At 40.5% G+C, this 25,145-nt stretch carries 24 protein-coding genes; 7 read left to right on the forward strand and 17 right to left on the reverse strand.

The features are described 5' to 3' along the window. The first annotated feature begins 211 nt into the window (after positions 1-211). Positions 212-526 carry a DUF1904 family protein gene (locus MXE28_RS08700; protein WP_021840271.1) on the forward strand — a complete coding sequence of 105 codons (315 nt, stop codon included), beginning with the start codon at positions 212-214 and terminating at the stop codon, positions 524-526. A gap of 61 nt (positions 527-587) precedes the next feature. Here the strand turns inward: MXE28_RS08700 and MXE28_RS08705 are convergent, their stop codons facing one another. Further along, the gene (locus tag MXE28_RS08705; protein WP_021840272.1) at positions 588-764 is read right to left on the reverse strand and encodes a hypothetical protein; all 177 of its coding nucleotides are present in this window, start codon (positions 762-764) and stop codon (positions 588-590) included. A gap of 632 nt (positions 765-1,396) precedes the next feature. Here MXE28_RS08705 and MXE28_RS08710 point away from each other — a divergent pair. Next, positions 1,397-2,743 carry a threonine/serine transporter tdcC H+/threonine-serine symporter gene (locus MXE28_RS08710; RefSeq protein WP_021840273.1) on the forward strand — a complete coding sequence of 449 codons (1,347 nt, stop codon included), beginning with the start codon at positions 1,397-1,399 and terminating at the stop codon, positions 2,741-2,743. Between the two features lie 265 nt (positions 2,744-3,008). Then, a complete protein-coding gene (locus MXE28_RS08715) occupies positions 3,009-4,412 on the forward strand; it encodes an NAD(P)-dependent oxidoreductase (RefSeq protein WP_021840274.1) in 1,404 nt (467 codons plus the stop codon). Between the two features lie 131 nt (positions 4,413-4,543). Here the strand turns inward: MXE28_RS08715 and MXE28_RS08720 are convergent, their stop codons facing one another. Further along, on the reverse strand, positions 4,544-5,023 hold the full coding sequence (locus tag MXE28_RS08720) for a pyridoxamine 5'-phosphate oxidase family protein (RefSeq protein WP_021840275.1): 480 nt from the start codon (positions 5,021-5,023) through the stop codon (positions 4,544-4,546). Positions 5,024-5,066: 43 nt separating this feature from the next. Next, on the reverse strand, positions 5,067-6,275 hold the full coding sequence (locus MXE28_RS08725) for a MalY/PatB family protein (protein WP_156705645.1): 1,209 nt from the start codon (positions 6,273-6,275) through the stop codon (positions 5,067-5,069). A 169-nt stretch (positions 6,276-6,444) separates the two neighbouring features. On the opposite strand from MXE28_RS08725, the gene MXE28_RS08730 reads away from it, so the two are divergent. Beyond that, positions 6,445-7,497: an IS30 family transposase gene (locus MXE28_RS08730; RefSeq protein WP_247240051.1), complete on the forward strand. Its 1,053-nt coding sequence runs from the start codon at positions 6,445-6,447 to the stop codon at positions 7,495-7,497. A 135-nt stretch (positions 7,498-7,632) separates the two neighbouring features. On the opposite strand, the gene MXE28_RS08735 is transcribed toward MXE28_RS08730, so the two are convergent. The 6 genes from MXE28_RS08735 to MXE28_RS08760 form a co-directional block, all read right to left on the reverse strand. Further along, positions 7,633-8,400 carry a TIM barrel protein gene (locus MXE28_RS08735; RefSeq protein WP_021840322.1) on the reverse strand — a complete coding sequence of 256 codons (768 nt, stop codon included), beginning with the start codon at positions 8,398-8,400 and terminating at the stop codon, positions 7,633-7,635. Positions 8,401-8,408: 8 nt separating this feature from the next. Beyond that, positions 8,409-9,494, reverse strand: a complete 1,086-nt coding sequence (locus tag MXE28_RS08740; RefSeq protein ID WP_156705578.1) for an ABC transporter ATP-binding protein — start codon at positions 9,492-9,494, stop codon at positions 8,409-8,411. Then, entirely contained in the window at positions 9,494-10,321 is an 828-nt protein-coding gene (locus MXE28_RS08745; RefSeq protein WP_156705580.1) for a carbohydrate ABC transporter permease, read from the reverse strand. The genes MXE28_RS08740 and MXE28_RS08745 overlap by 1 nt, the downstream gene beginning before the upstream one ends. Continuing rightward, on the reverse strand, positions 10,311-11,189 hold the full coding sequence (locus MXE28_RS08750) for a sugar ABC transporter permease (protein WP_021840319.1): 879 nt from the start codon (positions 11,187-11,189) through the stop codon (positions 10,311-10,313). The genes MXE28_RS08745 and MXE28_RS08750 overlap by 11 nt, the downstream gene beginning before the upstream one ends. Positions 11,190-11,295: 106 nt before the next feature. Next, positions 11,296-12,597 carry an ABC transporter substrate-binding protein gene (locus MXE28_RS08755; protein WP_021840318.1) on the reverse strand — a complete coding sequence of 434 codons (1,302 nt, stop codon included), beginning with the start codon at positions 12,595-12,597 and terminating at the stop codon, positions 11,296-11,298. Positions 12,598-12,811: 214 nt separating this feature from the next. Further along, complete coding sequence (locus MXE28_RS08760) at positions 12,812-14,902, reverse strand: oligopeptide transporter, OPT family (protein WP_226974592.1); 2,091 nt, start codon at positions 14,900-14,902, stop codon at positions 12,812-12,814. 252 nt (positions 14,903-15,154) lie between these two features. Between MXE28_RS08760 and MXE28_RS08765 the strand changes: the two genes are divergently transcribed. Beyond that, a complete protein-coding gene (locus tag MXE28_RS08765; protein WP_226974593.1) occupies positions 15,155-16,030 on the forward strand; it encodes a DUF3298 and DUF4163 domain-containing protein in 876 nt (291 codons plus the stop codon). A 195-nt stretch (positions 16,031-16,225) separates the two neighbouring features. Here the strand turns inward: MXE28_RS08765 and ychF are convergent, their stop codons facing one another. The 8 genes from ychF to MXE28_RS08805 form a co-directional block, all read right to left on the reverse strand. Further along, positions 16,226-17,332: a redox-regulated ATPase YchF gene (gene ychF / locus MXE28_RS08770; protein WP_021840315.1), complete on the reverse strand. Its 1,107-nt coding sequence runs from the start codon at positions 17,330-17,332 to the stop codon at positions 16,226-16,228. Positions 17,333-17,456: 124 nt separating this feature from the next. Further along, entirely contained in the window at positions 17,457-18,590 is a 1,134-nt protein-coding gene (locus MXE28_RS08775; RefSeq protein ID WP_247240052.1) for an ABC transporter permease, read from the reverse strand. A 1-nt stretch (position 18,591) separates the two neighbouring features. Next, positions 18,592-20,094 carry an ATP-binding cassette domain-containing protein gene (locus tag MXE28_RS08780; protein ID WP_156705584.1) on the reverse strand — a complete coding sequence of 501 codons (1,503 nt, stop codon included), beginning with the start codon at positions 20,092-20,094 and terminating at the stop codon, positions 18,592-18,594. Beyond that, on the reverse strand, positions 20,091-21,065 hold the full coding sequence (locus MXE28_RS08785; RefSeq protein ID WP_021840312.1) for an efflux RND transporter periplasmic adaptor subunit: 975 nt from the start codon (positions 21,063-21,065) through the stop codon (positions 20,091-20,093). Before MXE28_RS08785 ends, MXE28_RS08780 begins: the two co-directional genes overlap by 4 nt. 56 nt (positions 21,066-21,121) lie before the next feature. Then, entirely contained in the window at positions 21,122-21,763 is a 642-nt protein-coding gene (locus MXE28_RS08790) for a TetR/AcrR family transcriptional regulator (RefSeq protein WP_021840311.1), read from the reverse strand. 283 nt (positions 21,764-22,046) lie between these two features. Further along, entirely contained in the window at positions 22,047-22,394 is a 348-nt protein-coding gene (locus tag MXE28_RS08795; RefSeq protein WP_021840310.1) for a helix-turn-helix domain-containing protein, read from the reverse strand. A gap of 28 nt (positions 22,395-22,422) precedes the next feature. Then, positions 22,423-22,944 (reverse strand): hypothetical protein, encoded by a 522-nt coding sequence (locus MXE28_RS08800; protein WP_021840309.1) that lies wholly within the window; start codon positions 22,942-22,944, stop codon positions 22,423-22,425. A 348-nt stretch (positions 22,945-23,292) separates the two neighbouring features. Continuing rightward, positions 23,293-24,264 carry a diaminopimelate dehydrogenase gene (locus MXE28_RS08805; RefSeq protein WP_021840308.1) on the reverse strand — a complete coding sequence of 324 codons (972 nt, stop codon included), beginning with the start codon at positions 24,262-24,264 and terminating at the stop codon, positions 23,293-23,295. A gap of 296 nt (positions 24,265-24,560) precedes the next feature. Here MXE28_RS08805 and rpsF point away from each other — a divergent pair, with 296 nt between their 5' ends. Then, a complete protein-coding gene (rpsF, locus tag MXE28_RS08810; protein WP_006555211.1) occupies positions 24,561-24,845 on the forward strand; it encodes a 30S ribosomal protein S6 in 285 nt (94 codons plus the stop codon). A 17-nt stretch (positions 24,846-24,862) separates the two neighbouring features. Further along, positions 24,863-25,145, forward strand: a 283-nt coding sequence (locus MXE28_RS08815; protein ID WP_247240053.1) for a single-stranded DNA-binding protein, incomplete at its 3' end; no start/stop codon positions are given.

Genomic DNA, 25,145 nt, shown 5'->3' on the forward strand with positions numbered 1-25,145 from the left:
ATCGGTATTCACTATGGATTTTTTATATGTTCAATTTCAGTTTACAATTAACCAATTTTAAAGAATGTTAAGTAGTTGTAAGTAGGTTGTAAGTAGTTTTTAGTAGGTTGCAAGTAGTTGTAAGTAGGTTGTAAGTAGTTGCAAGTAGGTTGTAAGTAAAAAATACATACTGAAAAATAATATCAATTTATTAAAGTGGTAAGGAGTAATCATGCCCCAATTAATCTTCAAAGGTGTTATACCTGACGTTGTTCAAAAGTTAAGTATTGCTTTGCCTAAACAGCTGGCTGAATTGTCTGATACACCGGTAGACTATTTTACCTTAGAATGTCCGGAAACAAAGTATTTTCGTGATGGTAAAATCCATGACATGTATCCTTTAGTGGAAGTGTTACAGTATGATCGTGGTGTTGCTATGGAAAAACAGATGGCACAGTGCATTGCTGATGCGGTGAAGGCCGAAGGCTATACTATGTGTGAAGTGTATTTTATACATATCGGCAAAGACGATTATTATGAATTTTAAGAGATAATTAAGAAGCCTCGCAGAATTTTGTTCTGTGAGGCTTCTCTTTGTGTAATACTTCTTAACTCTTCTTCACCACCGAAATAATGGTTACACCCTTACCGTAACTATGGGAAGCAATAACCTGATTCCTTGCATCAGATATACTGGTAGCCGTTACTGTTGTGGCATTGACACTGCCCCGCGAGGTTGGGCTGGTACTTTTATATCTAAATTTTACTTCATAGCGTCCACTCATACGTTAACATCTTCCTTTCATAAAAATACAGTAACATAGTAAGTCTGAAAAACACATTTATAGTAAAAAACAGTGACAAACCCTATAAATCCATTATATATGTAAATATGTATAATAGCAACGGATAGTATACATAATTGATATTCATTCACAAATTGCGTATTAATTATACAGAATACTCATAAGACGAGCCATTTAATAAATATTTGAGTAATTTTTACAGAAACTAATCAAGAAAAACCGATAAAAATCATAACAATAAGTTGAATTTAAGAATGTTTTTATGGGGTGGATATTACACCTTATTTTTATGAAAATATGAGTAATACTTCGTAAATATTATAAAATAGTAATTAATATAATATAATACAAAAATATTAAGTGAAAATATTCTGATTAATATTATAATTTATGTATGTTTACTATTAATTGTTTGATTATAAATAATTGAACACTCAGAAAGTACACTCTATGCAATACAATCATGATGATTAGTTGTCATTTTAGGTATGCTATGCTATCATACATACATAAGATGTCTTTTCTGAACGGATACTTGGGGGCAGGTTTTAGAAAAGGACGAAAAGTGTTGTTTTTAGGTTTTACAGGTTTTACTATTAAGGAGTAAAGGTATGTTAGATGAAAGAACAGTAGTCCAAAAGGACATACCGGTTCAGGAGGAATTACCGGTATATGGCGAACAAACAACAATTCGCGAAAGTATTACTAAAACATTAGATGCCTCCAAATGGAACAAAGAAGATACGACTTGGATGTTAGGTTTATTCGGTACAGCCATCGGCGCCGGCGTATTATTCTTGCCAATCAACGCAGGTATCGGCGGCATCTGGCCATTATTGATGATTACCTTATTTGCATTCCCGGTAACATTCTTGGCTCACCGTGCATTAGCGCGCTTTGTTATGTCCGCTTCTTCACCTGATAAAGGTATCATCGGTGCGGTTGAAGAATTCTGGGGGCCTACGGCAGCTCGTGTATTCAATGTAGTTTATTTTGTTGGTATTTATACAATCTTGTTATTATATTCCGTAGCGATTACCAACACGACTGACAGCTTACTACAGAATCAGCTCGGTATTGCCGGCGTTGATCGTGCTTTAATTACGGTAGCTGTAATTGTTGGTTTATTGGCCATCGTTCGTATGGGTCAGGATATTATCGTACGTATTATGAGTTACTTGGTATATCCGTTTATTGCCACTTTATTGGTTATCGGTTTATACCTCATTCCTGAATGGAATACCGCTATTTTAACCTACCAGCCTGAAGGCGGTAGCAGCAGTGCTATGCTCATGACTTTGTGGATGACATTCCCGGTTCTTGTATTCTCGTTCAACCATTTCCCTATTATTTCTGCTTTCGTTATGAAAGAACGTCAGGAATACGGTGATGAACATGTAGATAAAAAATGTCATGATATTCAAAAATACGCTGTATTATTGATGTTCGGCGTTGTAATGTTCTTCGTTTACAGCTGCGTATTCGCCTTATCTCCGGCTGATTTACAGGCTGCTAAAGATCAGAACATCTCCATTTTATCCTACTTAGCTAACCACTTTAATACACCATTCATCGCTTGGTTGGCTCCAATCATCGCCTTCGTTGCGATTACTAAATCCTTCTTGGGTCACTATGTAGGTGCTTATGAAGGTTTACGCGACATCGTTATTGATTTAGGCCATGTTAACAAAAAAGAATTAAATGCTAAAACGGTTGACCGCATTATCTTGGCATTCATGCTCATTACTTGCTGCTTGATTGCTTACATTAACCCAAGCATTTTAGGTATTATCGAAACATTGAGTGGTCCGGCTATCGCCTTCATTCTCTTGTTAATGCCTATGGTTGCTATTTTCAAAGTACCAAAAATGCAGAAATACCGCAGCGTAACAAACTACTTTGTAATCGTAATCGGTATCATCACTGTAGCCGCTATGTTCTACGGTCTTATCCAGTAATTGGATTAAAAAGTTCATAATTAGGTTTGTAAGCCACCATCTGAGTCATTCTCAAATGGTGGCTTCTTTTATTGTGGTCCTGTACTGACAATATTTGTAAAAAAGTCAATCGGCTAATTATGGCTTATTTTGTCAACTATTTACTAGCTACAGGCGTTATGGTATAGTAGAATTAGTTTTTAAAAAAAGATATAGGGAAAAGGAATAGTATAAATTGACTCATCAATGAAGGCATTGATAAGTGAGAATTAGAGGAGGGATTTCCATGGTTGGACCGAATGAAGTAACAAATCAACAAGCAGGAAATATAGTAGCCAACGATGCAGCGGCGAAGGCTCGCCACCATGCGTACTTGGAAGATGCTGATTATACATTAGAGGAAGCCTTAGCGGAAGCTAAGCGTTGCTTAAATTGCGCGAAGCCTTTGTGCCGTACCGGTTGTCCGATTGAAAATGAGATTCCGCGCTTTATTCAAGCCATTGCGCGCGGCAATTTTGGGGAAGCCAATGATATTATCGGCGAACGCAGTAATTTACCGGCCGTTTGCGGTCGAGTTTGCCCTCGTGAAAAGCAGTGCGAAGGCCATTGTATTTTGAATCGTGCCAATAAGCCAATCAATATCGGTAAATTAGAACGTTTTGCGGCGGATTTTGAAAGCTTACACGGCTTACGTCGTATGAAACCAATCATTAAGGATCAGGGCAAAATCGGGATTATCGGTTCCGGTCCTGCGGGCCTTACCGTAGCCAGTGATATGGCCAAACTTGGTTATGAAGTTACGATTTTTGAAAAACAGGATGAACCGGGCGGTATTTTGCTCTATGGTATTCCGGCATTCCGCTTGAGTAAAGAAGTGGTACATCGTGAAATTAATCGCCTTAAAGCGCTTGGTGTTAAATTCGAATGTAACACGGTTATCGGACCGGATAAAACAATCGATTCCTTATTTGAAGAAGGCTATGACGCTATCTTCATCGCAACCGGTACCCATGTACCGATGGAACTTCCTATGCGCGGCGATGAAAAACCGGGTGTTTTACAAGCCATGGCTTTGTTGACAGCCGTTCAATTGCATCAAAACGGTCGTGTCGGTGATGATGCCATTCCGGTTCAAAAGGGTGACCGCGTTGTTGTAATCGGTGCCGGTAATGTGGCTATGGACGCAGCTCGTACTTGCGTGCGTTTAGGTGCTGAATCGGTTACGGTAGCGTATCGTCGCGGCGAAGAAAACATGAGTGCCAATCCGTCTGAATACGAAGAAGCGAAAGAAGAAAATATTCGCTTCAAGTTCTACGCGGCTCCGTCCAGTGTAGAAGGGGACGTTGTGGTAGAAGGTTTACGTTGTGAAATTCAAGAACCACAGGAAGACGGATCCATCCAGCCAACCGGTCACTATGAAGTGATTCCGGCCGATAAGATTATCATCGCCATCGGTCATAAACCGAATGCACGCTTAGTCGGCCCGGGCAACGGGATTGAAGTTAACAAGGACGGCTATGTAGTAACGCGTGAAATGCCGTACGGTATGACGAGCCGTAAAGGCGTTTTTGCCGGCGGTGACGTAGTACATAAACCGGCTACCGTAGTACTCGCTATGCGCGCCGCTAAAAAAGTTGTAGAAGGCATGGTTAACTACTGCGAAGCCAAACGCTACTTGGGCGACCTTTAATTAGCTTTGATTAGAGAGTGATTTGGCACGAATAAAATCAAATATCAAATATAATGAAAGCTCCAACATTGGGATTCTGATGTTGGAGCTTTTTAAGTATTGTTAATAAGTGTATATGTTGTTTTTTGTTTTTATACCGGAGCCTGATTAGCTTTACAAGTCAGCTCTCGAGCTACTAGTTTTATAACAGCTATGGCTTTTAGCATAGCCGGTTTATATTCCCATTGGTTTTTACCGGTGTAATGCGCCATGATGAGATTTAAGGCGGCTTCTTTTTCAGCCATATCTTCTACCAAAGAAGCATCGGCCGTACCGATAATGCTGAAATAGGCTGAAGAATAATCGCAAGCTATCTCACCGGGTAGTAATTCTTGGCCGCCGTCCATTTCAAAAGCAGCATAACCGGTGCGTTTAATTAAGTCGATTTTACGCCCCATAGGGGCACTGTGACAATAAAAGACATGCTGGCCGTTTTCAAAAGAATGGGCAAAATGAAGCGGTACTATGTAAATTTCATCCTCATCGCGTAAGCCTAAACGAATGGCACGACAGCGCGCAATGAGTTCGTTAATTGTGTTTTCATCAGTAATCTGACGATCGTGACGACGCATGGGCATCTCCTACCTTTATATAAATTGAGAGTTTACTTTAAAATTAAATTTGGTTAATAGATTGTAGTCCTTTAATAATACGATTGGCGGCTTCGCGCACTGTATCCGGATGGGCTGCCAAGTTGAAGCGTACAAAACCCGGTGTGGCTGGAGCAAAGTTAGGACTTGTGTTTACGCCGACGCGGCACTGTTTAATCATGAAGTTATCCAGTTCTTCAGGAGCCACATAGGCTTTAAAATCAACCCAGGCCAGATACGTCGCTTCCAGCGGTGTAAATACTAATTTAGGAGCCGCTTCGAGCAAGGTGTTTTTCAAAATATCGTAGTTGTCTTTAATTACAGCCAACAGTCCGGTTAACCAAGCATCGCCCGTCTGATAAGCTGTTTCTGTAGCCAGTAAATCCAGCACCGGGAGCTGTGTATGGTCGATGGTGGCTACATAGGCATCAAATTGTTTGCGATGAGCTTCATTCGGAATAATGGTATGCGCTACCGGTAAAGAGGCTAAGTTGAAAGTTTTGGACGCACTGGTAATGGTGATAATGGAATCTTTGAAGCGGCCGTCTTGTACGGCTAAGGCCGGAATAAACGGATCCGGTCCAAAAATAAAATCCTCATGGATTTCATCACTTACGATGAGTATATTATTTTCTTCACAAAGGGTGAAGAGTTTAACCATTTCTTCTTCCGACCAAATACGACTCACCGGATTATGGGGATTGCAGAGGATGAAAACTTTAATATTGTGTTCTTTAATCTTTGCTTCCACATCGTCAAAGTCGATATAATAGCGGCCTGTTTCGTCTTGTTGCAGTTCACTGCAGATTGGTGTGCGGCCTGTATCCTGAGGTGTGCTGTAGAACGGATAATACACCGGTGAAAGAATAAGGATATTATCTTTTGGCTTAGTGAAGGCATGCAAAATCCAGAATAAGGTCGTTATCGTGCCGCTTGTAAAGCGGAGCCAGTTTTTCTTAGGCGTATAGCCGTGATGGCGTGTGAGCCAATCGATAAAGGTTTGATGATAGGTAGGGCTGATTAAAGAATAGCCGAAAGCACCATGTTTAACGCGTTCCGTAAGAGCATCAATAACCGTTTCGGGTGCCTTAAAATCCATATCAGCCACCCACATAGGGATGACGTCATCGGTGCGGAAACGTTGTTTTAAACCGTCCCATTTAACACTATTAGAGCCCCTTCGATCGAGGGCGTAGCGACTTAAAAATTCTTCTTTGGTCATGGTTTGACTCATTATTACACCTCCTGTAACAGTGTATGTATATTTAAAATTTTATATATTAGTAATTAATGGTTAATTGTAAACTGAAATTGAACATATAAAAAATCCATAGTGAATACCGATTTGTGTTATGATTAAGGTGTCTAATCTAAAATCTTTTACACGAGGTATCGATATCACTATGGACTCTATTAATCATAACACATCATTACGTACAAACAAACACTTATCTTATGAAGAACGCTTTTTTATTGAAAAACAATTACAAGCAGGTGTATCAAAAACAGCGATTGCTAATGTATTAGGCCGTTCTCGTACAACGATTCAAAGTGAGATACAGCGCGGTTCTGTAGAACAAATTAAAGCCGGTAAACGAGTTTTAATGTACTTGGCAGATTATGGACAACTTAACTATGAGAAAACCCGTCAGGGCTCCTTCAACACTCGTAAAGCCGGTATTATTTCCCCGTTTCTTACGTGGGTAGAAGAGCAGGTATTAGTCCATAAATGGTCACTTGATGCTGCTGTAGGCTACGCCTTGCGTAAGTGCTTGTTTGTACGTAATGAAATGGTGTCTACCAAAACTTTATATAACTATCTACATGAAGGTCTTCTCCGTATTAAGCCTATGGATTTACCGTTAGTATTACGTCGTTCTACGCGTAAATCTAATACGCGTAAACACAAGAAAAACCTTGGTAAATCTATTGATCTACGCGATGAGTCTATTCTGACTCGTGAAGAGTTTGGTCATTGGGAACTTGATACTGTCCGTGGCATTAAAGATAAGCATGATGAAGTGATTATTTCCCTATTGGAACGTAAAACACGGGCTTATGTAACATTGCGTTCTCCGTCAGCTAAAGCAGCTGATATTAAAAATACGCTAGAGAGCTGGTTACTAAGCTTCAGTACTCATGACTCACTACAGCAACTCTGCAAGACAATTACGGCCGATAATGGCCTTGAATTTGCATCTATTGCTGAGTTAGAAACAGAGTATTTACAAGTGTTTTTTGCTCATCCGTATGCAGCTTGGGAGCGTGGTTCTAATGAACGGCACAACGGTTTATTACGCCGTATTATTCCCAAAGGAACTGCCATTCGTGATGTTTCAGAAGCAACACTTCGACGTGCTACCGATTGGTGTAATGCACTGCCACGCAAAATTCTGAACTACCGGACACCACAAGAAGCCTTCATTGAAGAAGTTAATAAGTTACTGGGTTTTTAAAAGTGTTCAATTTCATATTGCAATTTACTATTAGTAATTAATTTCATTATAACAAAATATAGTTTCACTTACAAAAATAGCCATACTAACCTTTTAAAGTTAAGTATGGCCGTTTTTGTAATTGTTTTTAATAGTTTATTTTGTTGTCATTAAAGACTCTATAGAGTTCAAATGCTCTAATAATTGGTCCATAGATTTGAAAGTGCCGTTGGCGTATTCTAAGACTTTAGTGGCATTTGGTGAATATGTGTTGATTGCTTTAAATAATTCTGTCCAATTGATAGAACTGGTACCGATAGGCTGATGTTCGTCTTTTTTTTCATTATTATCATGTAAATGATAAGCAATAATCTTTTTGTTTAAAGTTTGAATTACATAAGGTAAATTCCATTGATTAACATTAGCATGGCCTACATCAATCAATGAAACAATGTTAGGAAACTTAGTAAAGAGTTCAATATACTCGGATTCATTGAATAGATTATTTGTTAATAAACCTACATTTTCTACGGCTAGACGAGGCCCGGCAATATTTTGAGCCAATTTATCAAGTTCTTGAAGACGTTCGATAACTAAGTTTTGTATATCTTTTCTATTTCCTGACCATTGTTCATTTGTATGGACAACGATAAATTCAGCATTAATTTCTTTGCCGAAAGTAATATCTTTTTCATAGCGGCTTAAATATTGAGTATCATCCGGATTGGCCAAATTGACGGTTACACAAGGTCCGTGCAAAGATATAGGTCGTGATTGAATATTAAATTGTGGCAATAAAGAACGCCAATATTCAACCGGTCCAAATTCTACAAAAAACTCCATACCAAAATTTTGAGGTAAATTTCTAAGTGCATTTTTTTCAAATGCAGGAAATAGTAAATCGCTAATCGCAATAGTATTCATGTTTCCTCCTAGTGGCTTTGTTTTGAATTTAAATTAATGCCGGTTTCGCTATCAAAGAAACAAGCGTCGTTCCAATTAAAATTAATGCCCAATGAATCACCGATATTAATTTTATTTTCTAATCCTGAAAATTGAATAAATCCTTTAATCATATCATTCACTTGAAATAAACAGTTTTGAATATTACCTATATTTTCAATATATTGGCATTCTCCATGTAACATAGCTCGTTCTACCGGAACAAGGCGTAATTTTTCCGGACGAATACCTACGGTAAGTGCCGGCGTTGTAAGTTTTTCTTTTACATATGGCGGTAACTCCAATGTAGAAGACCCGATGGTTACTTGACCGTTATTAGTTATTAAAGGCCATAGATTCATAGCTGGCGTACCAATAAATGAGGCTACGAATAAATTAGCCGGATTATCATATACAATTTCTGGTCTGTCGAATTGTTGTAAGACGCCTTCGTGTAAAATGGCGATTCTTTGACCGATAGTCATGGCTTCTACTTGATCATGAGTAACATAAATCATAGTAGAGTTACAGCTTTCATGGATTTTAATAAGTTCTTGGCGGGCATGTTGACGAAGTTGTGCATCCAGATTTGCTAATGGTTCGTCTAGTAAAAAATACGGCGATTGTTTTACGATGGCACGACATAAGGCAACCCTTTGTTTTTGACCGCCCGATAGAGATTGAATCAGGCGATTTTCGTAGCCTTTTAAATTTAACATTTCGATAGCAGCTTTAGCCCGTTCTTTGATTTCAGACTCAGGTAGATTTTGTAGTTTTAGACCGAATACAATATTATCCCATACATTGAAATGAGGGAATAAAGCGTAGTTTTGAAAGACCATGGCTATATTACGATCTCCCGCAGGTACATCATTGATTAGAGTTTCTCCCATATATAATTCGCCATCACTAATGTCTTCTAAACCGGCAATCATACGAAGAGTCGTACTTTTACCAGAACCGGAAGGTCCCAACAAGACCACTCGTTCCCCTTCTTTAATTTCAAAGCTTAATTGTTTAATGATTTCTTTTTCGTGGTAGGTTTTACTTACTTTATTAAAAACTATATTGTGCATTATCCTTTAACTCCTGATTGAATAAATGTGTTGAGAATATATTTTTGGCAAATGATGAATAAAATAAAAGGTAGAATACTGGTAAGTACGGCAAGTGCCATAGCCAGGCCCCATTCACTGCCGCCTTCGGCACTAATAAACATTGGTAATGCTAAAGCTAAGGTATATTCTGTTTTACTTTTTAAAATAAGCAATGGCCAAAAATATTCATTCCAAGCATTGATAAAGAACATAATACTAATGGAGATTACTGATGGTCTTACTAAGGGGAGAATAATGTGCCATAAGATATATAGCGGTGAAGCTCCTTCTAAAATGGCACATTCGTAAATACTTTTTGGAATACTGCGCATAGTTTGGCGCATTAAGTAAATACCCATGCCATCTACAATTTCTACGAGAATAACACCGTAAGGTGTGTCTAGAAGTCCCAATGAAGAGATCAATAAATAATTAGGCATGATTAACACAGACATAGGAATAAAAAAGGTCAGAACCATGGAATTGAATAGTAATTCTCTGCCTTTAAATCGATAGTAAACAAATCCGAATCCTGCTAATAAGCTGGTTATGATCTTAAAAATAGTAACCGTAATGGCAATAAAAAAGGTATTACCGGTAAATTGGAAAATAGGGAATCGGTCCAATACTGTAAAATAGTTGGATAATGTTGGATTTTCCGGTAGCGGATTCAAAGGGTACTGAAAGATTTGATTTAAATCTTTTAAAGAAGCCGATACTAGAAATACAATAGGCCATAAGCAAATGAGCAGCGAAACTATAAGGATGATATGGCCGATAAGTTCTTTTTTTAGATTAATTTTCATAGTATACCTTCTTATCTAATACTTTATTACGCCACCAAGCAAATATAACGAATAATAACATCGTTAACACAGCATACGCCGCCGATTTGCCGACTTGATAGAATACGAAAGCATATTGGTAAATAACGTATACGAGGTTTGCACTGCCTTGATTAGGTCCGCCTTGAGTTAATATATTGACCGGAATCATGACGTACTGTAAGCCGAATACCACGGTAATAACAAAGACGTAGATTGCTGACGAAGATGTTTGGGGAATTATAATTTTACGTAAAATGACCCAATCCGAGGCTCCTTCTAAACGAGCTGCTTCAATCATTTCTTTGGAAACGGACATCATGGCAGCCAACATAAGAATAAAGTTATAGCCAAATACTTTCCAAGCAATAATCATGCTAATAGAGAAAATAACTAAAATTGGTTCTTTCAGCCAACGAGGAGAATCAAGACCAAATATTTGTAAAATGGCATCAATAGGTCCCGCTAATGGATTATATATCCATAAGAACAGAATACTTGCAACGGATAGACTAAAAAGCGAAGGCATAAAGAAAAATACTTTGTATAGATTTTTCCCGTATTTAAGAACATAAGCTAAGATATAAGAATAAATATAAGGTAATACAAAGTTAAAAATTAAAAGAAATAGGACAAATAAAACTGTATTTACAATTACAGAATAAAATTCTGCCGTTTGAACGATATCTGTATAATTTGAAATTCCAACAAACTTAATCTTAGAACTTACCATATTCCATGAGAAGAAACTAAGAACTACATTGACGAGTAAAGGCCAATAATAAAAGATTGAAAAGAAGAATGCAGCCGGCAAGAACAGTAAGTAGCCTGATTTTGAAAGACGATTCATATTAAAACTCCTTCTAAGCACAATTAGAATCAATAGACAAAAATAAAATCTAAGGTCTACTGATTCTAATGGCATTAATTTTACAATATGAAAATTTTTTGAAATATTACTTCAGTAAATCGTTAATTTTTAAAGCTGCTTCGTGTAACGCTTCAGATGCAGTTTTACTACCGTTAAGGATAACATCTCGGGCATCAATTAACACTTGTTCTGCTTGTAAGCCATTTTGTCCCGGGAAGCTAACCCAAGGTGTTACATTAGGAAGCATTTCCATGGCTTTTTTTATATTTTCGTTTTCATCAATTAGTTTTTTGTATGGACCTTCTTGTGCCATATTTTTACGTGGCGGTAAGTAACCGGTACCAGTATCCCATTTCGTTAAGTTTTCAGCACTTTCCAAGTATTTTACAAATTCAACAGCGGCTTTTTGTTTAGCTTTATCTTTGCTGAGAATCATGAGGAAGTTACCGCCGGCAGGCACTTTAACTGGTTTGTTGCCAAAGGCAGGGAAGGTTGTAGTCATTACTTTGAAGTTAGAAGATTTTTCAAAATTAGCACGTTTGCCGATGGTAGTTGCTACCATAGCTAATTTACCGGAAGTAAAGCTTTGGAAACCTTCTTCATTAGTTGCGTGTAAGCCTGTGCCGTTTTTAACCATATCGGCAATTACTTGATAAGCATGAGCAGCTTCAGGGGTATCAAAACCGGCCTGCCATTTACCGTCTTTATGAGTTAACATGGTGCCGCCATTGGATTCAACGAGTGCTTGATTGGTCCAAGTATCGGCATATTCTTGCATAAAGAATGCCGGATTACCTGTTTTTTCTTTAATTTGTTTAGCATATTCTGCTACTTCTTCCCATGTTTTCGGTGGTTTATTAGGATCTAAACCGGCAGCTTTAAAGATATCCGGATTATAGTATAAAACCGGTAAGGATAAGGAGTAAGGAACACCGACTTGATCGCCGTTATCTGTTTGTGCTAAGCGAGCAATATTAGGTTCAAAGGTATCTTTTATAAAATTAGGATCACCTGCATCAGCGAAAATTTTATCAATATTTTCCGTTTCAAAGTTTTCGTGTGCATAGTTTAAGAAGTTCCAACCCATTTGCACTACGTCTGGTGTTTGGCCAGATGCTAAAGCAGCCTGTAAGTTTTGAGTTAAGCCTTTGTACATATCCGGATTAAATTTCTCAGTGACTTTAATATTAGGATGTGTTTTGTTAAAATCGGCAACCAATTCACGAACTGTTTGTCCACCAAAACTATCGGATGCGACATGCCAATATTCAATTTCTACTACTTTGTCATTTGCTGAACCACTGTTTGAAGTTGAGTTGCCACAACCTGCAAGTACGAGCAAGGCCAGCATACAAAACAGGCCGGATAAAATGGCTTTTAATCTCATGATTTCCTCCTACCTTGAATAAGGTTTTAATATACTAGATTACAATTTAGTGCACCACATATTTTTCATTAAATCATAATAGTGTAAACATTCAAGATGAAAAATGTAAAATTTAATAAAAATTTTTCAAGGTTTTGTAAGATTTTTGTAGGAGATAAAAAAACTGCCACATCCTTTCGGACATGACAGTTTTCATGATTAGATTTGTAAGATTTTATTTATGTTCTTCTTCGTTAATGCGTTGGATTTCGAGCGCTTCTTCACGATTGAACTTAGTCGATAATACAAGATTTACGAAGTAAGCAATTGTGAGGATAAAGACACCTAAACCAAGCCATTCAGCAGTATTTGCAAAGTCTTTGCCAACCATGCTGAGTGGATCTTCGCCACCGCCGGAAGTTACGGAGATAACGATGATAACCGCAATAATTACACCGATTAAGCTTTCGCCTACGATCATACCGGAAGCGAAGAGAACGCCGCGACGGTTACATTGTTCAACATCGGCATCAGCCAATTCACCGCTACGTTCTTTAGCACGTTTTACTAAGTATTTGCCAACGAAATAGCTCATTAAAGAACCGATAACGAGCGGCATTTCGAGGGAAGGCGGTAAATAGATACCCATCCCGATAGCCAATGGCGGTAAGGATAAAGTAGCTGTTGTGCTCTTTAATACTAAGTTAACGATAATACCGATAATACCGATGCCCACACCGATAAGGATGTAATCCCAATCAAGATTGGAGCTGAAGATACCTTGCGCAATTGTTGTCATCAAAGTAGCTTGCGGTGCCGACAAGGCAGCGGATGGATCCATTTCGGCACGAGGTAACGCACCGGTGAAACCATAAGCTTCGTATAAAAGGTTAAGAACCGGAGCGATAGCGATGGCGCCGGCTACGGAACCGATAAGTAAAGCTACCTGCTGTTTCCAAGGTGTAGCACCTACGAGTTGACCGGTTTTGAGGTCTTGTAAGTTATCGTTGGAAATAGCGGCAATACAAACAACCACACTGGTCATGAATAAGGCCATAGCAGTAGCGAATTTTACGCCTGCTTCAGTAGCGAATAAGTCATTGGCAGATGCAATGGCGAATACTACGAGGGACGAAATGATGATACCCAAAATACCGATACCGGAGATTGGGCTGGCGGATGTACCGATAAGACCGGCCATGTAACCGCAGGCAGCAGCTACGAAGAAGCCGATGCAAAGAGCGATAACGATACCGCAGATAACGAATGTCCACATAAGAGCAGGACTGATGTCAACGGCACTTACGAAGGAGTAGAAACAAACAACGAGGCCAACTAAAATAAGCAAGAATACAAGTGCGATAGTAGAAGGCTTCATATCTGTATCCATACGATGAGTTTCACGTTCTTCGCCGGACATTTTCATATTTTGAACGGAAATACGCATACCTTCAACAATTGGTTTTGCCAAGGTAATGAGGGTCCAAATAGCGGCAATACCGATACATCCGGCACCGATAAAACGAACCTTTTCTTTCCAAACGGCCATAGCGAAGGATTCTACCGACTTAGCATCGCCCATAGGCAATACATTGGTCAAGTAAGGCACGAAACCGCCCCAAGCGATAATCATACCAACCAAGATAGCGATACCACTGGAGATACCGATAAGGAAACCGGCACCGAGTAAGGCAGTGGAGAAGCCGAGAGGGAACTGAGTAACCCCGCGGCCAACACCGAACCAGAAGCTCATTTCACCGGCCAAGTAATGGAAGCCGTTGGTGAAAAGACTGATGATACCGGCAAAAATACCGCCGCTTACGATTTCTTTCATACCGCTGGCGCTTTGTTTAGCGCTGTCGCCATGATTCTGACTGCCTACTTTAAGAATTTCAGCAGCAGCACGGCCTTCCGGATATGGAAGATCGCTGTTTACTACCATGGCACGACGAAGCGGAATCGTAAATAATACACCTAAACAACCGCCGCAGGCACAAAGTAATAAAGTTTGCATGTAAGGGAAGCCTTGCCAATAGCCTAGCATCAAGAGGCCCGGCAAAACGAAAATAACAGCCGATAAAGTACCGGCAGCCGATGCTTGGGTTTGAACCATGTTGTTTTCAAGAACGTTGGAGTCTTTGAAAAAACGAAGGATAGCCATGGAAATTACAGCGGCTGGAATGGAGCTGGAGAAGGTTAAGCCAACTTTTAAGCCCAAGTAAACGTTTGACGCGGTAAAAATAATAGTAATGAGTACGCCTAATAGCATACCGCGGAACGTCAATTCCGGCAGATGTAAGTCATGACTCATAAAATCATGCTTCATACTAACCCTCCTTGAGAGAATAAAAAATAGAACACTTAATAATCCTACAAGACGATTGTACAAAAACTGTGGACAAAAATCAATCTCAAATTTAACTCTATATTGTATACATCATAAATCATCATGAAAAAATGCAGAATATCACGATTTTTTCACCGTTTTTTGCTATATTATAAATATATAGTGTTTTTTGGCATGATTTAATGTATTAAAGTACATTAGCCATAAAGGGGAATGAAGGAGGAATTTTTTATGAAACAGAAATGGCAAAAATATATAATGGCCGCTGTATTCGGATCCATCGCTTTGGGCGGTTTTGGCGGCGTTAATGCTGCTGACGTGGCCGTTGTAAAAGTGGATTCCGAACCGGCTGCTGCTGTAGTCGATGACAACGGCGATATTGTGGCAGTACAGACGCCGACCGAAGCACATAACAATACGACCGGCGTTATGACTAAACGTGTATCTTCGGATATTTCGCCGGCTTCCAATAAAGCTATGTGGGAAGCATCCGATGAACTGTCGCGTGAAGCGGATTTGGTGAAAGTTCCGGAAGCGAATGCGTATTATCAGCGTTTATCCGTAGCCGTTCAACCAATCGCTATCAGTGGTGACCGCATCCATGTTACCTATCCGACAGTAACATCCGTCAGCCCGGTGGTAACAAAGGAAATTAACAGTCGAATCACCAAATACGTACAAACATTGCAAAAGAATTTGGAAAAAAACAATCTTAAAGCGGATGTAAAAGAAAATCTGTACATGACATATGATGTTAAAGCCAATGACAAAGGGATCTTCAGTGTATTGCTTAAATCGTATACCATTGGTGACCAAGCTGCTAACGGTTTGAATACAGTAAAAGCGTTCACCTTTAACAGCACCAGTGGCAAAGTGTTGACCTTGCATGACTTTGGCGGCGTTAAATTAGATGAATTAAATCAGGCTATTGCCAATGATGAAGATTTAAAGCCACAGTTTTTCCCTGAAAACAGAACGGTCGACAAAGTTCCTTCCGATTTCTATGCTACGGAAGACCATGAAATTTTTGTTATCTTCCAGCAGGGCACCGTAGGACCTATGTCTTCCGGTACGATTTATGTACCAATGGGTAAATTGAAATACTAAGCCAAACTTAATATGACAGCTTAGCCGGTAAACAGAATAAACAGAAAAAAATGTACGCAGTTCCGATTTTGGACTGCGTACATTTTTTGTTATAGCCAATAAGCTATTAATGTTTATTTTATTTTCTTAAAACAGATAACCGTTATATTGTAACGATATATTTTAACAATATATTTTAACATTACATATTAATGCTTACACATTGAAGCGGAAGTAGGTTACATCGCCATCTTTCATGACATAGTCTTTACCTTCGAGGCGAACAAGACCTTTTTCTTTGGCCGCATTCTGGCTGCCGCAAGCTACAAGGTCGTCAAACGCTACGATTTCCGCACGGATAAAGCCTTTTTCAATGTCGGAGTGAATTTTGCCGGCTGCTTGAGGGGCTTTCGTACCTTCTACGATAGTCCAAGCGCGGGCTTCCATTTCACCGGCAGTGAAGAAGTTGATAAGGCCCAATAAGGAATAGCTGGCTTTAATTAACTTAGTTAAACCGCTTTCGGTAAGACCGAGTTCTTCAAGGAATGCCGCCGCTTCTTCATCGGATAATTCGGCGATTTCCGATTCGATACGAGCGGATACAACTACGACGCCGGAACCTTCGTTGGCCGCATATTCTTCTACTTTCTTTACATATTCGTTAGCTTCGTAATCAGAAATTTCATCTTCCGATACATTGGCTACATATAAGGATTTCTTAGCCGTTAACAAGGTTAACTCTTTAAGAATTTCCAACTCTTCTTCGTCGAGACCTTGGGCACGTATCGGAATGGCTTCGCCGAGACCTTCGATGACTTTTTCCAAAATCGGAAGTTCGATGCGAGCATCTTTGTCACCGCTCTTGGCGATTTTTTCAATACGCTGTTTACGTTTTTCAACGGAATCAAGGTCGGCCAAGCAAAGTTCCGTGTTGATGATTTCAATATCACGAATCGGATCGATGGAACCGGCTACGTGAGTGATGTTAGGGTCATCAAAACAACGTACAACCTGGGCGATAGCGTCAACCTGGCGGATGTGGCTAAGGAATTTATTGCCCAAACCTTCGCCTTTGGAAGCACCGGCTACGAGACCGGCAATGTCAACGAAACGCATAGCAGCCGGAATAATTTTTTTAGATTTAAACATAACGGCCAATTGATTGATGCGGTCATCCGGCACGTCAACCACACCTACGTTAGGTTCGATTGTACAGAACGGATAGTTGGCCGCTTCGGCACCGGCCTTGGTAATAGCGTTAAACAGCGTACTTTTGCCCACATTAGGAAGGCCTACAATACCTACTTCAAGATTTGTACTCATTTCATTCTCCTCACTCATCAGTTAAGTCTGCTATAGGTGATTATGGGAACCACCGACGTCTATGTTAGTTATAAATTACTATGTTAACAATTTATTATAACATAGAAACTGCGCGGATGCACTGTTAACCGTTTTTACGTTTATTGGTAAAGGTGTGGATACTGATAAAACCGGTGATGATAATGAAGGTAATAAGGGCAAAAATCTGTGGCCATAAATACTCGACACCTATTCCTTTTAGCATGATGCCGCGGATGATGGTCAAGTAGAAGGTCATGGGCATGATGGCGCCAAGGTATTGAAAAATGGCATCCATGGCCACACGGGGGAACATAAAACCGGATAACAAAATGCTCGGCATATATACCAAGATCGACATCTGCATGGCTTGGAGCTGGGTTTTGGCCACGGTGGAAACGAGGATTCCCAGCATCAATGAGGCGATGAGGAAGATGGTCGTTGTCATAAAGAGGACGAAAAAACTGCCTTGAAACGGCACATCAAATAGCAGAATCCCTGCTACCAAAGCGATACCCGCCTGAGCGTAGCCGATGATTACATAGGGAATTACTTTGCCGATGATGATTTCATAGTCTTTGAGCGGCGTTACCATTAACTGTTCCAAGGTACCCACCTCCTGCTCGCGCACGATAGCCATGGCCGTAATACTTACCAAGGTCGTGGTAATCATGAGGCTGATAATGCCCGGCACAATGTTATAGGCGGTTATGAAATCCGGGTTGAACCAGGGGTTGATTTTAACTTCAATGGCATTACCAGATGGCATCGCTTGGCCGGTAGCCAGCAAGCGTTGTGACGTAATACTTAGGGACCGCTGTTGTCCTAAGAGTTGTGCCGTGCTGATGGCGCTGTTGGCTATGGTATTGTCACTGGCGTCGACGATGAGTTGCATTTCCGCGGTGCGCCCGTGTTTAATATCCTCACTGAAGGTTGGCGGAAAGGTGAGGGCCGCTACGGCCTTACCGGAATAAATGCTGTCTAACATGGCCTGGTTGCTATCTACATATTCAACGACATCATAGTAGGAGGTGCCCACGAAGGCATTAATAAGCTCGCGGCTTTCTTCGCTTCTTGATTGGTCATAAATAACCGTCGGTACATGTTTTACATCCGTATTGATGGCGTAGCCGAAAATAATGAGCTGCATTAAGGGCATTAAAATCAGCATAAATAAGGTGGCTTTATCCCGTTTCATCTGGTGAAACTCTTTTATCAGTATAGCCCAAATTCGTTGCATATCATTGACTCCTAGCTTGTTTCATATAATAAATAAAGGCATCTTCCAAATTATGAGCACCCGGTGTGGTTTCTTTTAATACTTTAGGGCGACCTTCGATAATTTTAGATCCTTTATCCATAAAGAGAATGCGGTCACATTGTTCCGCTTCGTCCATGAAGTGGGTGGTTACTAATATCGTGGTGCCTCGGTCGGATAATTTATTGATGACGTCCCAGAATTGACGACGTGTCAACGGATCGACACCACTGGTCGGCTCATCCAGGTACACGATGGCCGGTTTATGTAAAATGGCGGCTCCTAAAGAGGCTCGTTGGCGCCAGCCGGTCGGTAATTCACGGACTAAGCGGTTCTTAATGTCGTGTAATTCAAGTTCGTTGATGACGGTATCGATGCGTTCGGCTAATTCAGCCTTTTTTAAGCCGTAGACGCGACCGTAAAAGGTGAGGTTTTCCATGACTGTTAAATCGGCATAGAGACTGAATTTTTGAGACATGTAACCGATGCTTGATTTTATGAGTGACACATGCTTTGTCACATCCGTATTGAGTACTTCGATTTGGCCGGTCGTAGGGGTCAAGGTGCCGCAGAGCATGCGAATAGTCGTGGATTTACCGCAGCCGTTGGAGCCGAGCAACCCGAAGATTTCCCCTTCTTTAATAGTAATATTAAGCTTGTTGACGGCTGTAAAATCACCGAATCGGCGCACCAGGTCTTGCGTTTGAATAACGATTGGTTTATCGGTGAGTCGCTCAAAGTCATGGTGCACTGCATAATCGGCGGTAAGTTCGTTGTTTTTATTGACGAGGCGAATATATACTTCGTCCAGTGTTTGGTTTGCTTTTACATTGGTCTGAGCTCGTAGTTCTTGTGGCGTGCCGAGGGCTAAGATTTGACCGGCTTCAAAAAAAGCAATCTGCGTGCAGTAGTCTGCTTCGTCCATGAAAGGCGTAGCGACTACCACGGTGGTACCGTCTTGGTTGATTTTTTTGATTAAAGTCCATAATTCGCGGCGTGATAAGGGGTCGACACCGGTTGAAGGTTCATCCAAAATGAGTAGTTTTGGTGTGTTTAAGAGCGCTACGGCTAAAGCTAATTTCTGCTTCATGCCGCCGGATAAATCATTGGCCATGCGGTCTTTAAATTGGCCAAGGCCTACATATTCGGCGAGAGTATCACATTTACTGTGCAGATCATCCTTACTGAGTCCGTATAGACGACCATACAACTCGAGGTTTTCGTACACACTTAGATTGGGATATAAGGCGAAGAGCTGCGATACATAGCCGATAGTGTGCTTTATGTCGCGCGGCGAGGCACCATTAATAGTTATAGTGCCTTCGTTTGGGACGATTAGTCCGCAAAGCATGCGAAGGAGCGATGATTTGCCGGCACCGTCGGCACCAACGAGGCCAAACATTTCACCGTCCGGAATGGTCAGGTTGATACCCTTAAGGGCGTGCACATCGCCGTAATGTTTGTGGACATTTTGAATGCTAATCATGGAATCACCACATCCACGGGCATACCCGGTTTAAGAATTTCCTCACCATTTTTTACTTTAATACGCACTTTATATACTAAATTTGAGCGTTCCGTTTTAGTGATACTTTGACGCGGCGTATATTCCGCTTCGGGGCTGATGCGTTCAATATAGCCTTCAAAGATTTGGTTTGGTAAGCCGTCTACTTTGATTTGTGCTTTGTCGCCTACTTTAATGAGAGCCAATTGCTCGGTCGACACGTAGATATGGACCCACGCATCCTGCATATCGGCGATGGTTAAAACAGGTGCGCCGGCTTTCACATATTCACCTTTATTGTAGTTCTTGGTTAAAACAAGGCCGTTAACCGGGCTTTTCATAATTAAATCTTCCACGCGGCTTTGGGCAGAGGCTACATTAGCGTTTAACGCTTCTACCTGAGCCTGGGCAGCGGCAATCTGTTGGCTGCGGGTGCCCTGTAATAATTCTTGGTAATCGGCCGTCGCTTTGGTGAGGTTCTGCTGGGCTACCTCATAGGCTTGTTGTTTTTGATCGCGTACTTGGGCGGACACAGCATCTTCGGCATATAAGGCGTCATAGCGATTAAATTCACGTAGCGCTTGGTCACGTGTAACGGTCGCGGAGTCGACCAAGGCTTTGTATGCTTTGATTTGATCTTCACGAGCACCGGCTTGTAAATCCGCTAAGTTGGCGGCTCCTTGAGCGAGCGATGCTTTAGCGGCATCAAGGGCTGTGTTGGTGGTTGGTTCAGATAAGGTAAATAGTGTTTCACCGGCGGTGATGCGGCTGCCGAGATCTACATCAAGACCTGAAATATAACCGCTGCTGCGCGGAGTAATATCGTATTGGTGAACTTCGATGGTACCTACCGTGTTCACCTTGCCGGTAGTTGTGCGGGGGTAGAAGTAGTAGATGGTGATGCCGATTAAAAGAATCAGCACCAGGCCGATGGGGATATATTTCTTTTTCATAGGGGGCTCCTTAGCTAAGTAGTAAAAAAGATATCACTTGATATTAGAGTTCTGGCTTACATTTTATGCTTCGATTCAATCTCGCATTCCGGGAAATAGGTATCAAAAAAGAAATGCAATGATGCTTTGGTTTCTTCCGGCGAAATGAAGACATCTTTCATTGTCTTAACGCCTTCATTAATAGAGGCGCTGTAAATAACCGGAAAGACCAAAATGGAGATTAAGTGGCTGAAGGTAAATTTAGTCATATTACGTATGGCTTCATCGGAGGCATCCGGTTGTTGCTCTTTAATGAGGAGGGCTACATGACTCATTATTTTGGCAACCCCTTGGGTTCGTAAGAATTTAAGATAGGTCATCTGGGTTGGGAAGGTTTGCTTTGATGAAAAGAGATAGAAAATAAACTTCTTATGCTTGGCTAAATGCTGTTGATATTGCAATAAAAAATCGAATAAACGCTTGCGCGGCGGCGTTTTTTCGTCTTCGAGGAGTTTAAAAAACTCTTTGGCACGGATTAGAATTTGGTTGATGACCTCATTAAAGAGGTTTTCTTTATTTTTAAAATGGTAATTAACGAGTGCCACGTTGACGTCTGCTTCGGCGGCAATCATGCGTACCGTGATGCTGCTGATATCGTCATTATTGAGCATTAAGCGATAGGTTGTGTTGATGATTTTATCTTTCGTTGATTCTGCCATAATTATGTCCTTTATATAGATTAGAAAAATAAGAATTGTAATATAGTTTGCTGTTTTATTTTAAAATTTAAACATTGTTTAATTTACAATTTAATTTTAAACGCTGTTTAAATTAAAATCAAGGGGCAGATGAAATAAATATTAGGAAGATCAATTTTAGATAATCAGTCATTGAGGGGGAAAGCAAGAAGTAATTTAAAAAAGCAAATAAAAAAGCAACTTAAAGATGTTATCTCTAAGTTGCTTTAAAGAGGAATTTTTAGTTGTTAATATTACTCAGTATTTACGAATTACAATCTTTTGGTGCAATTCTATCTCCCATATACGTTTTGCCCCAGTCACACATGGACTCGATAATAGGGGATAAAGTGAGGCCGAATTCCGTTAAGCTGTATTCTGTTTTAGGTGGGACTACGGGATAGACTTTGCGTTCGATAACGCCCGCATCTTCCAGTTCACGCAGCTGCTGGGTTAACATTTTTGGCGTTGCCTGAGGAATGACACGCTGTAATTCACTATAACGATGAGTACGTTCCAATAAATGCCATAAGATGATGCATTTATATTTGCCGCCTAACAGGCTTAGAGCCGCTTCAACGGGGCATTGAAACATAGAATTTTTGGTAGCCATGATAATCCCTTCCTAAAAATATAATTTATTATTTACCGGCTTTTGCTTTTAATAAAGTAGCCGCTAAGCCACGGAGCCAGTCCTGATGGCCGATATTCATTGGATCTGTTGGGTCTTCGTGTAAAGCCACGGCGGGTTTGCCGATTTGAGATTCTTGAGTCAAAATACGCACACGATTTTCCGATAAATCTTCAATGAGCCAAGCATGGATTACATCAAGACGCGTTTCGGCGTCGCCTTCAGCCCAGCCATGCCAAGCTAAACGGCCCGGTTGATCACCTTTTGGCGCTTCAAATTCGGTAATTTCTGCTTCGATAGGGAAACCGAAGGTTTTAAAACGAAAACGCGTATTTTCAGCAAGCTTGGTACCTTTAGTATTGTCAAACTCCACATCGGCCACATTTTTATAATAAGTTGGCCAAATGGCGGTATCGATTAAATTGTCAAAAGCTTCGGCAGCCGTAACTCCTTGGATAATCACTTCGTTGGAAGCAAAGTTGTCGGTTGTACCCGGTAAATATTCGTGTGGCCAATTAATTTCATGTAACATAATATATCTCCTTTTATTGTAACATAGTCTTGGTTATTTATTTTGCAGTATTAAATGTTAGTATTCGGTAATGAATCCTAATTTATTAATGTATTTGTAAATTTTGAAAACAATTCTTATCAGCTGATGGATTCATTATATGCTAAATATGATTCGAAAGGAAGAATGCACTTTAAAGTGCTATAGTACCCAAAAAGATAGTATAGAGGTTTTAAAGTAGTGTACTACTGAGTTAAACGTTTAGTTAATACACAAAAAAAGACCGTAACGATAACAGAAAATCTGTTTTCGTTACAGCCTCTTAGTATATAGGTTATTCTATTGTTGGTATTAATATATTGTTACGAATTATAAAGAATGAGCGCGCAATTCTTCAGCACTGTGGGTAGAAATCCAAGCCGGTGGAATATCGAACACAGTGTAAGCACCGGTGCCGCCGTGTTTAGCTAAGCGATAAATACCGCGTGCATAGGCCGTCAATACAGAGCCGGTGAATTCAGGATTGCTGTCGAGTTTTAAGGAATATTCTACAACGTGACGGGTACCTTCGGTGCTTTCACCGCTGCGAAGTACGAAACCGCCGTGTGGAATGCCTTTATGGTTTTTGTCGAGTTCTTCTTGGGAGATGAAATGAACGATGGTTTCATAACCAACGAAGTAGTTTTCCATAGTTTTGATTTCGTTTTCGATTTTATCTTTGTCAGCCCCTTCAGCGGCGACTACATAGCATTCACGAAGGTGACCGGACTGAGCCGTCACTTCAGGAGTTTGACCCTGACGAATCTGTTCCAAATATTCTTCGCGAGGTACAGTATACTGACGAGCATCCACTACGCCATCCAAACGACGAATGGCGTCGGAGTGACCCTGGCTGACACCGCGGCCCCAGAAGGTGTAGGATTTACCCTGTGGCAAAATGCTTTCGGCAAAAACGCGTTGCAAGGAGAACATGCCCGGATCCCAACCGCAAGAAATTAATGCCGCATTGCCGCCTTCTTTAGCTGCTTTGTTAACATTTTCAAAATGTTCCGGAATGCGTGCATGGGTATCGAAGCTGTCGATAACGGTGAAATGTTTAGCCACCATCGGAGTCTGTTCGATTAAGTCTGTAGCGGAACCGCCGCAAAGAACCATAACGTCGATTTTGCCCTTGAAGCTTTCCAATTCACTCATAGCGTAGCTTGGCACGCCGCTCACTGTTTCTAAACCGTTACGACGAGAAAAAACACCAACTAATTCCATGTCCGGCTGTAATTTTACAGCCGCTTCTACGCCACGGCCCAAGTTGCCGTAGCCTACAATGCCTACTCTGATTTTCATAGGTCAAACCTCCTACATATATAATAATATTGTAATCATTGCAATCTTTTTGATATACACTCTTATTTAAGTATACTCTGTGTAGAGTTCGGTGTATAGTTAAAAATGTCATTTTCTATAGAAAATTAGAATAGTATAAACAGCAAATAGTAATTATTGGAAATTTTGGGCTTTTTTTCATAAAAAATTTGCCTTTTTATTAGAATTAGTATATAATTGAAAAGCTTATTGATGGTAAGCGCTTCCTACCCCTATGGAAGATAGGGGCATATGTCCAAAAGAGGAGGTGATTTTGTATGAACAAATACGAAGTCATGGTGATTGTGAAACCAGCCGAAGAAGAGACAACCAACGCGGTTATTGAAAAAGTAGAAGCTTTGATTGCTCGTGTAGGCGGCACAGTAGAAAAGGTAGATCGTTGGGGCAAGCGTCGTCTTGCTTACGCAGTGAAAAAATTCACTGACGGTTTCTACGTATTGGTTAACTTTGAAGCAGATCCTGCAGAAATCAAAGAAATCGATCGTGTATTAAAAATCAACGATGATGTCCTTAAACACCTAATTGTTAAACACGGCAAGTAAGCTCTGGGAGGTTTACTATGAACTCAGTACAGATCTTAGGTAATTTAGCTCGTGACCCTGAAGTGCGCTTTACTAAAACCGGTAGAGCCGTAGCATCATTTACAGTGGCTGCGACAAACACATATTTTGATTCCACTACCAATGAACAGAAGGAACAAACCGCCTTCATTAACTGTGTAGCTTGGGGTAAATTAGGGGAAGCAGCTGGTAACCTACGTAAAGGGAGCCGTTGTTTCGTTGAAGGTCGTTTGAATACCCGTTCTTATGAAACTCAGGATGGGCAAAAACGCTATGTAACTG

The sequence above is a fragment of the Veillonella sp. KGMB01456 genome (assembly GCF_023051165.1).
Classification (GTDB): Bacteria; Bacillota; Negativicutes; order Veillonellales; family Veillonellaceae; genus Veillonella_A.

Coding starts and splice junctions, on each gene's coding strand:
- MXE28_RS08700 (WP_021840271.1), top strand. CDS start 212: ATGCCCCAATTAATCTTCAAAGGTGTTATACCTGACGTTGTTCAAAAG.
- MXE28_RS08705 (WP_021840272.1), bottom strand. CDS start 764: ATGAGTGGACGCTATGAAGTAAAATTTAGATATAAAAGTACCAGCCCA.
- MXE28_RS08710 (WP_021840273.1), top strand. CDS start 1,397: ATGTTAGATGAAAGAACAGTAGTCCAAAAGGACATACCGGTTCAGGAG.
- MXE28_RS08715 (WP_021840274.1), top strand. CDS start 3,009: ATGGTTGGACCGAATGAAGTAACAAATCAACAAGCAGGAAATATAGTA.
- MXE28_RS08720 (WP_021840275.1), bottom strand. CDS start 5,023: ATGCGTCGTCACGATCGTCAGATTACTGATGAAAACACAATTAACGAA.
- MXE28_RS08725 (WP_156705645.1), bottom strand. CDS start 6,275: ATGAGTCAAACCATGACCAAAGAAGAATTTTTAAGTCGCTACGCCCTC.
- MXE28_RS08730 (WP_247240051.1), top strand. CDS start 6,445: ATGGACTCTATTAATCATAACACATCATTACGTACAAACAAACACTTA.
- MXE28_RS08735 (WP_021840322.1), bottom strand. CDS start 8,400: ATGAATACTATTGCGATTAGCGATTTACTATTTCCTGCATTTGAAAAA.
- MXE28_RS08740 (WP_156705578.1), bottom strand. CDS start 9,494: ATGCACAATATAGTTTTTAATAAAGTAAGTAAAACCTACCACGAAAAA.
- MXE28_RS08745 (WP_156705580.1), bottom strand. CDS start 10,321: ATGAAAATTAATCTAAAAAAAGAACTTATCGGCCATATCATCCTTATA.
- MXE28_RS08750 (WP_021840319.1), bottom strand. CDS start 11,189: ATGAATCGTCTTTCAAAATCAGGCTACTTACTGTTCTTGCCGGCTGCA.
- MXE28_RS08755 (WP_021840318.1), bottom strand. CDS start 12,597: ATGAGATTAAAAGCCATTTTATCCGGCCTGTTTTGTATGCTGGCCTTG.
- MXE28_RS08760 (WP_226974592.1), bottom strand. CDS start 14,902: ATGAAGCATGATTTTATGAGTCATGACTTACATCTGCCGGAATTGACG.
- MXE28_RS08765 (WP_226974593.1), top strand. CDS start 15,155: ATGAAACAGAAATGGCAAAAATATATAATGGCCGCTGTATTCGGATCC.
- ychF (WP_021840315.1), bottom strand. CDS start 17,332: ATGAGTACAAATCTTGAAGTAGGTATTGTAGGCCTTCCTAATGTGGGC.
- MXE28_RS08775 (WP_247240052.1), bottom strand. CDS start 18,590: ATGCAACGAATTTGGGCTATACTGATAAAAGAGTTTCACCAGATGAAA.
- MXE28_RS08780 (WP_156705584.1), bottom strand. CDS start 20,094: ATGATTAGCATTCAAAATGTCCACAAACATTACGGCGATGTGCACGCC.
- MXE28_RS08785 (WP_021840312.1), bottom strand. CDS start 21,065: ATGAAAAAGAAATATATCCCCATCGGCCTGGTGCTGATTCTTTTAATC.
- MXE28_RS08790 (WP_021840311.1), bottom strand. CDS start 21,763: ATGGCAGAATCAACGAAAGATAAAATCATCAACACAACCTATCGCTTA.
- MXE28_RS08795 (WP_021840310.1), bottom strand. CDS start 22,394: ATGGCTACCAAAAATTCTATGTTTCAATGCCCCGTTGAAGCGGCTCTA.
- MXE28_RS08800 (WP_021840309.1), bottom strand. CDS start 22,944: ATGTTACATGAAATTAATTGGCCACACGAATATTTACCGGGTACAACC.
- MXE28_RS08805 (WP_021840308.1), bottom strand. CDS start 24,264: ATGAAAATCAGAGTAGGCATTGTAGGCTACGGCAACTTGGGCCGTGGC.
- rpsF (WP_006555211.1), top strand. CDS start 24,561: ATGAACAAATACGAAGTCATGGTGATTGTGAAACCAGCCGAAGAAGAG.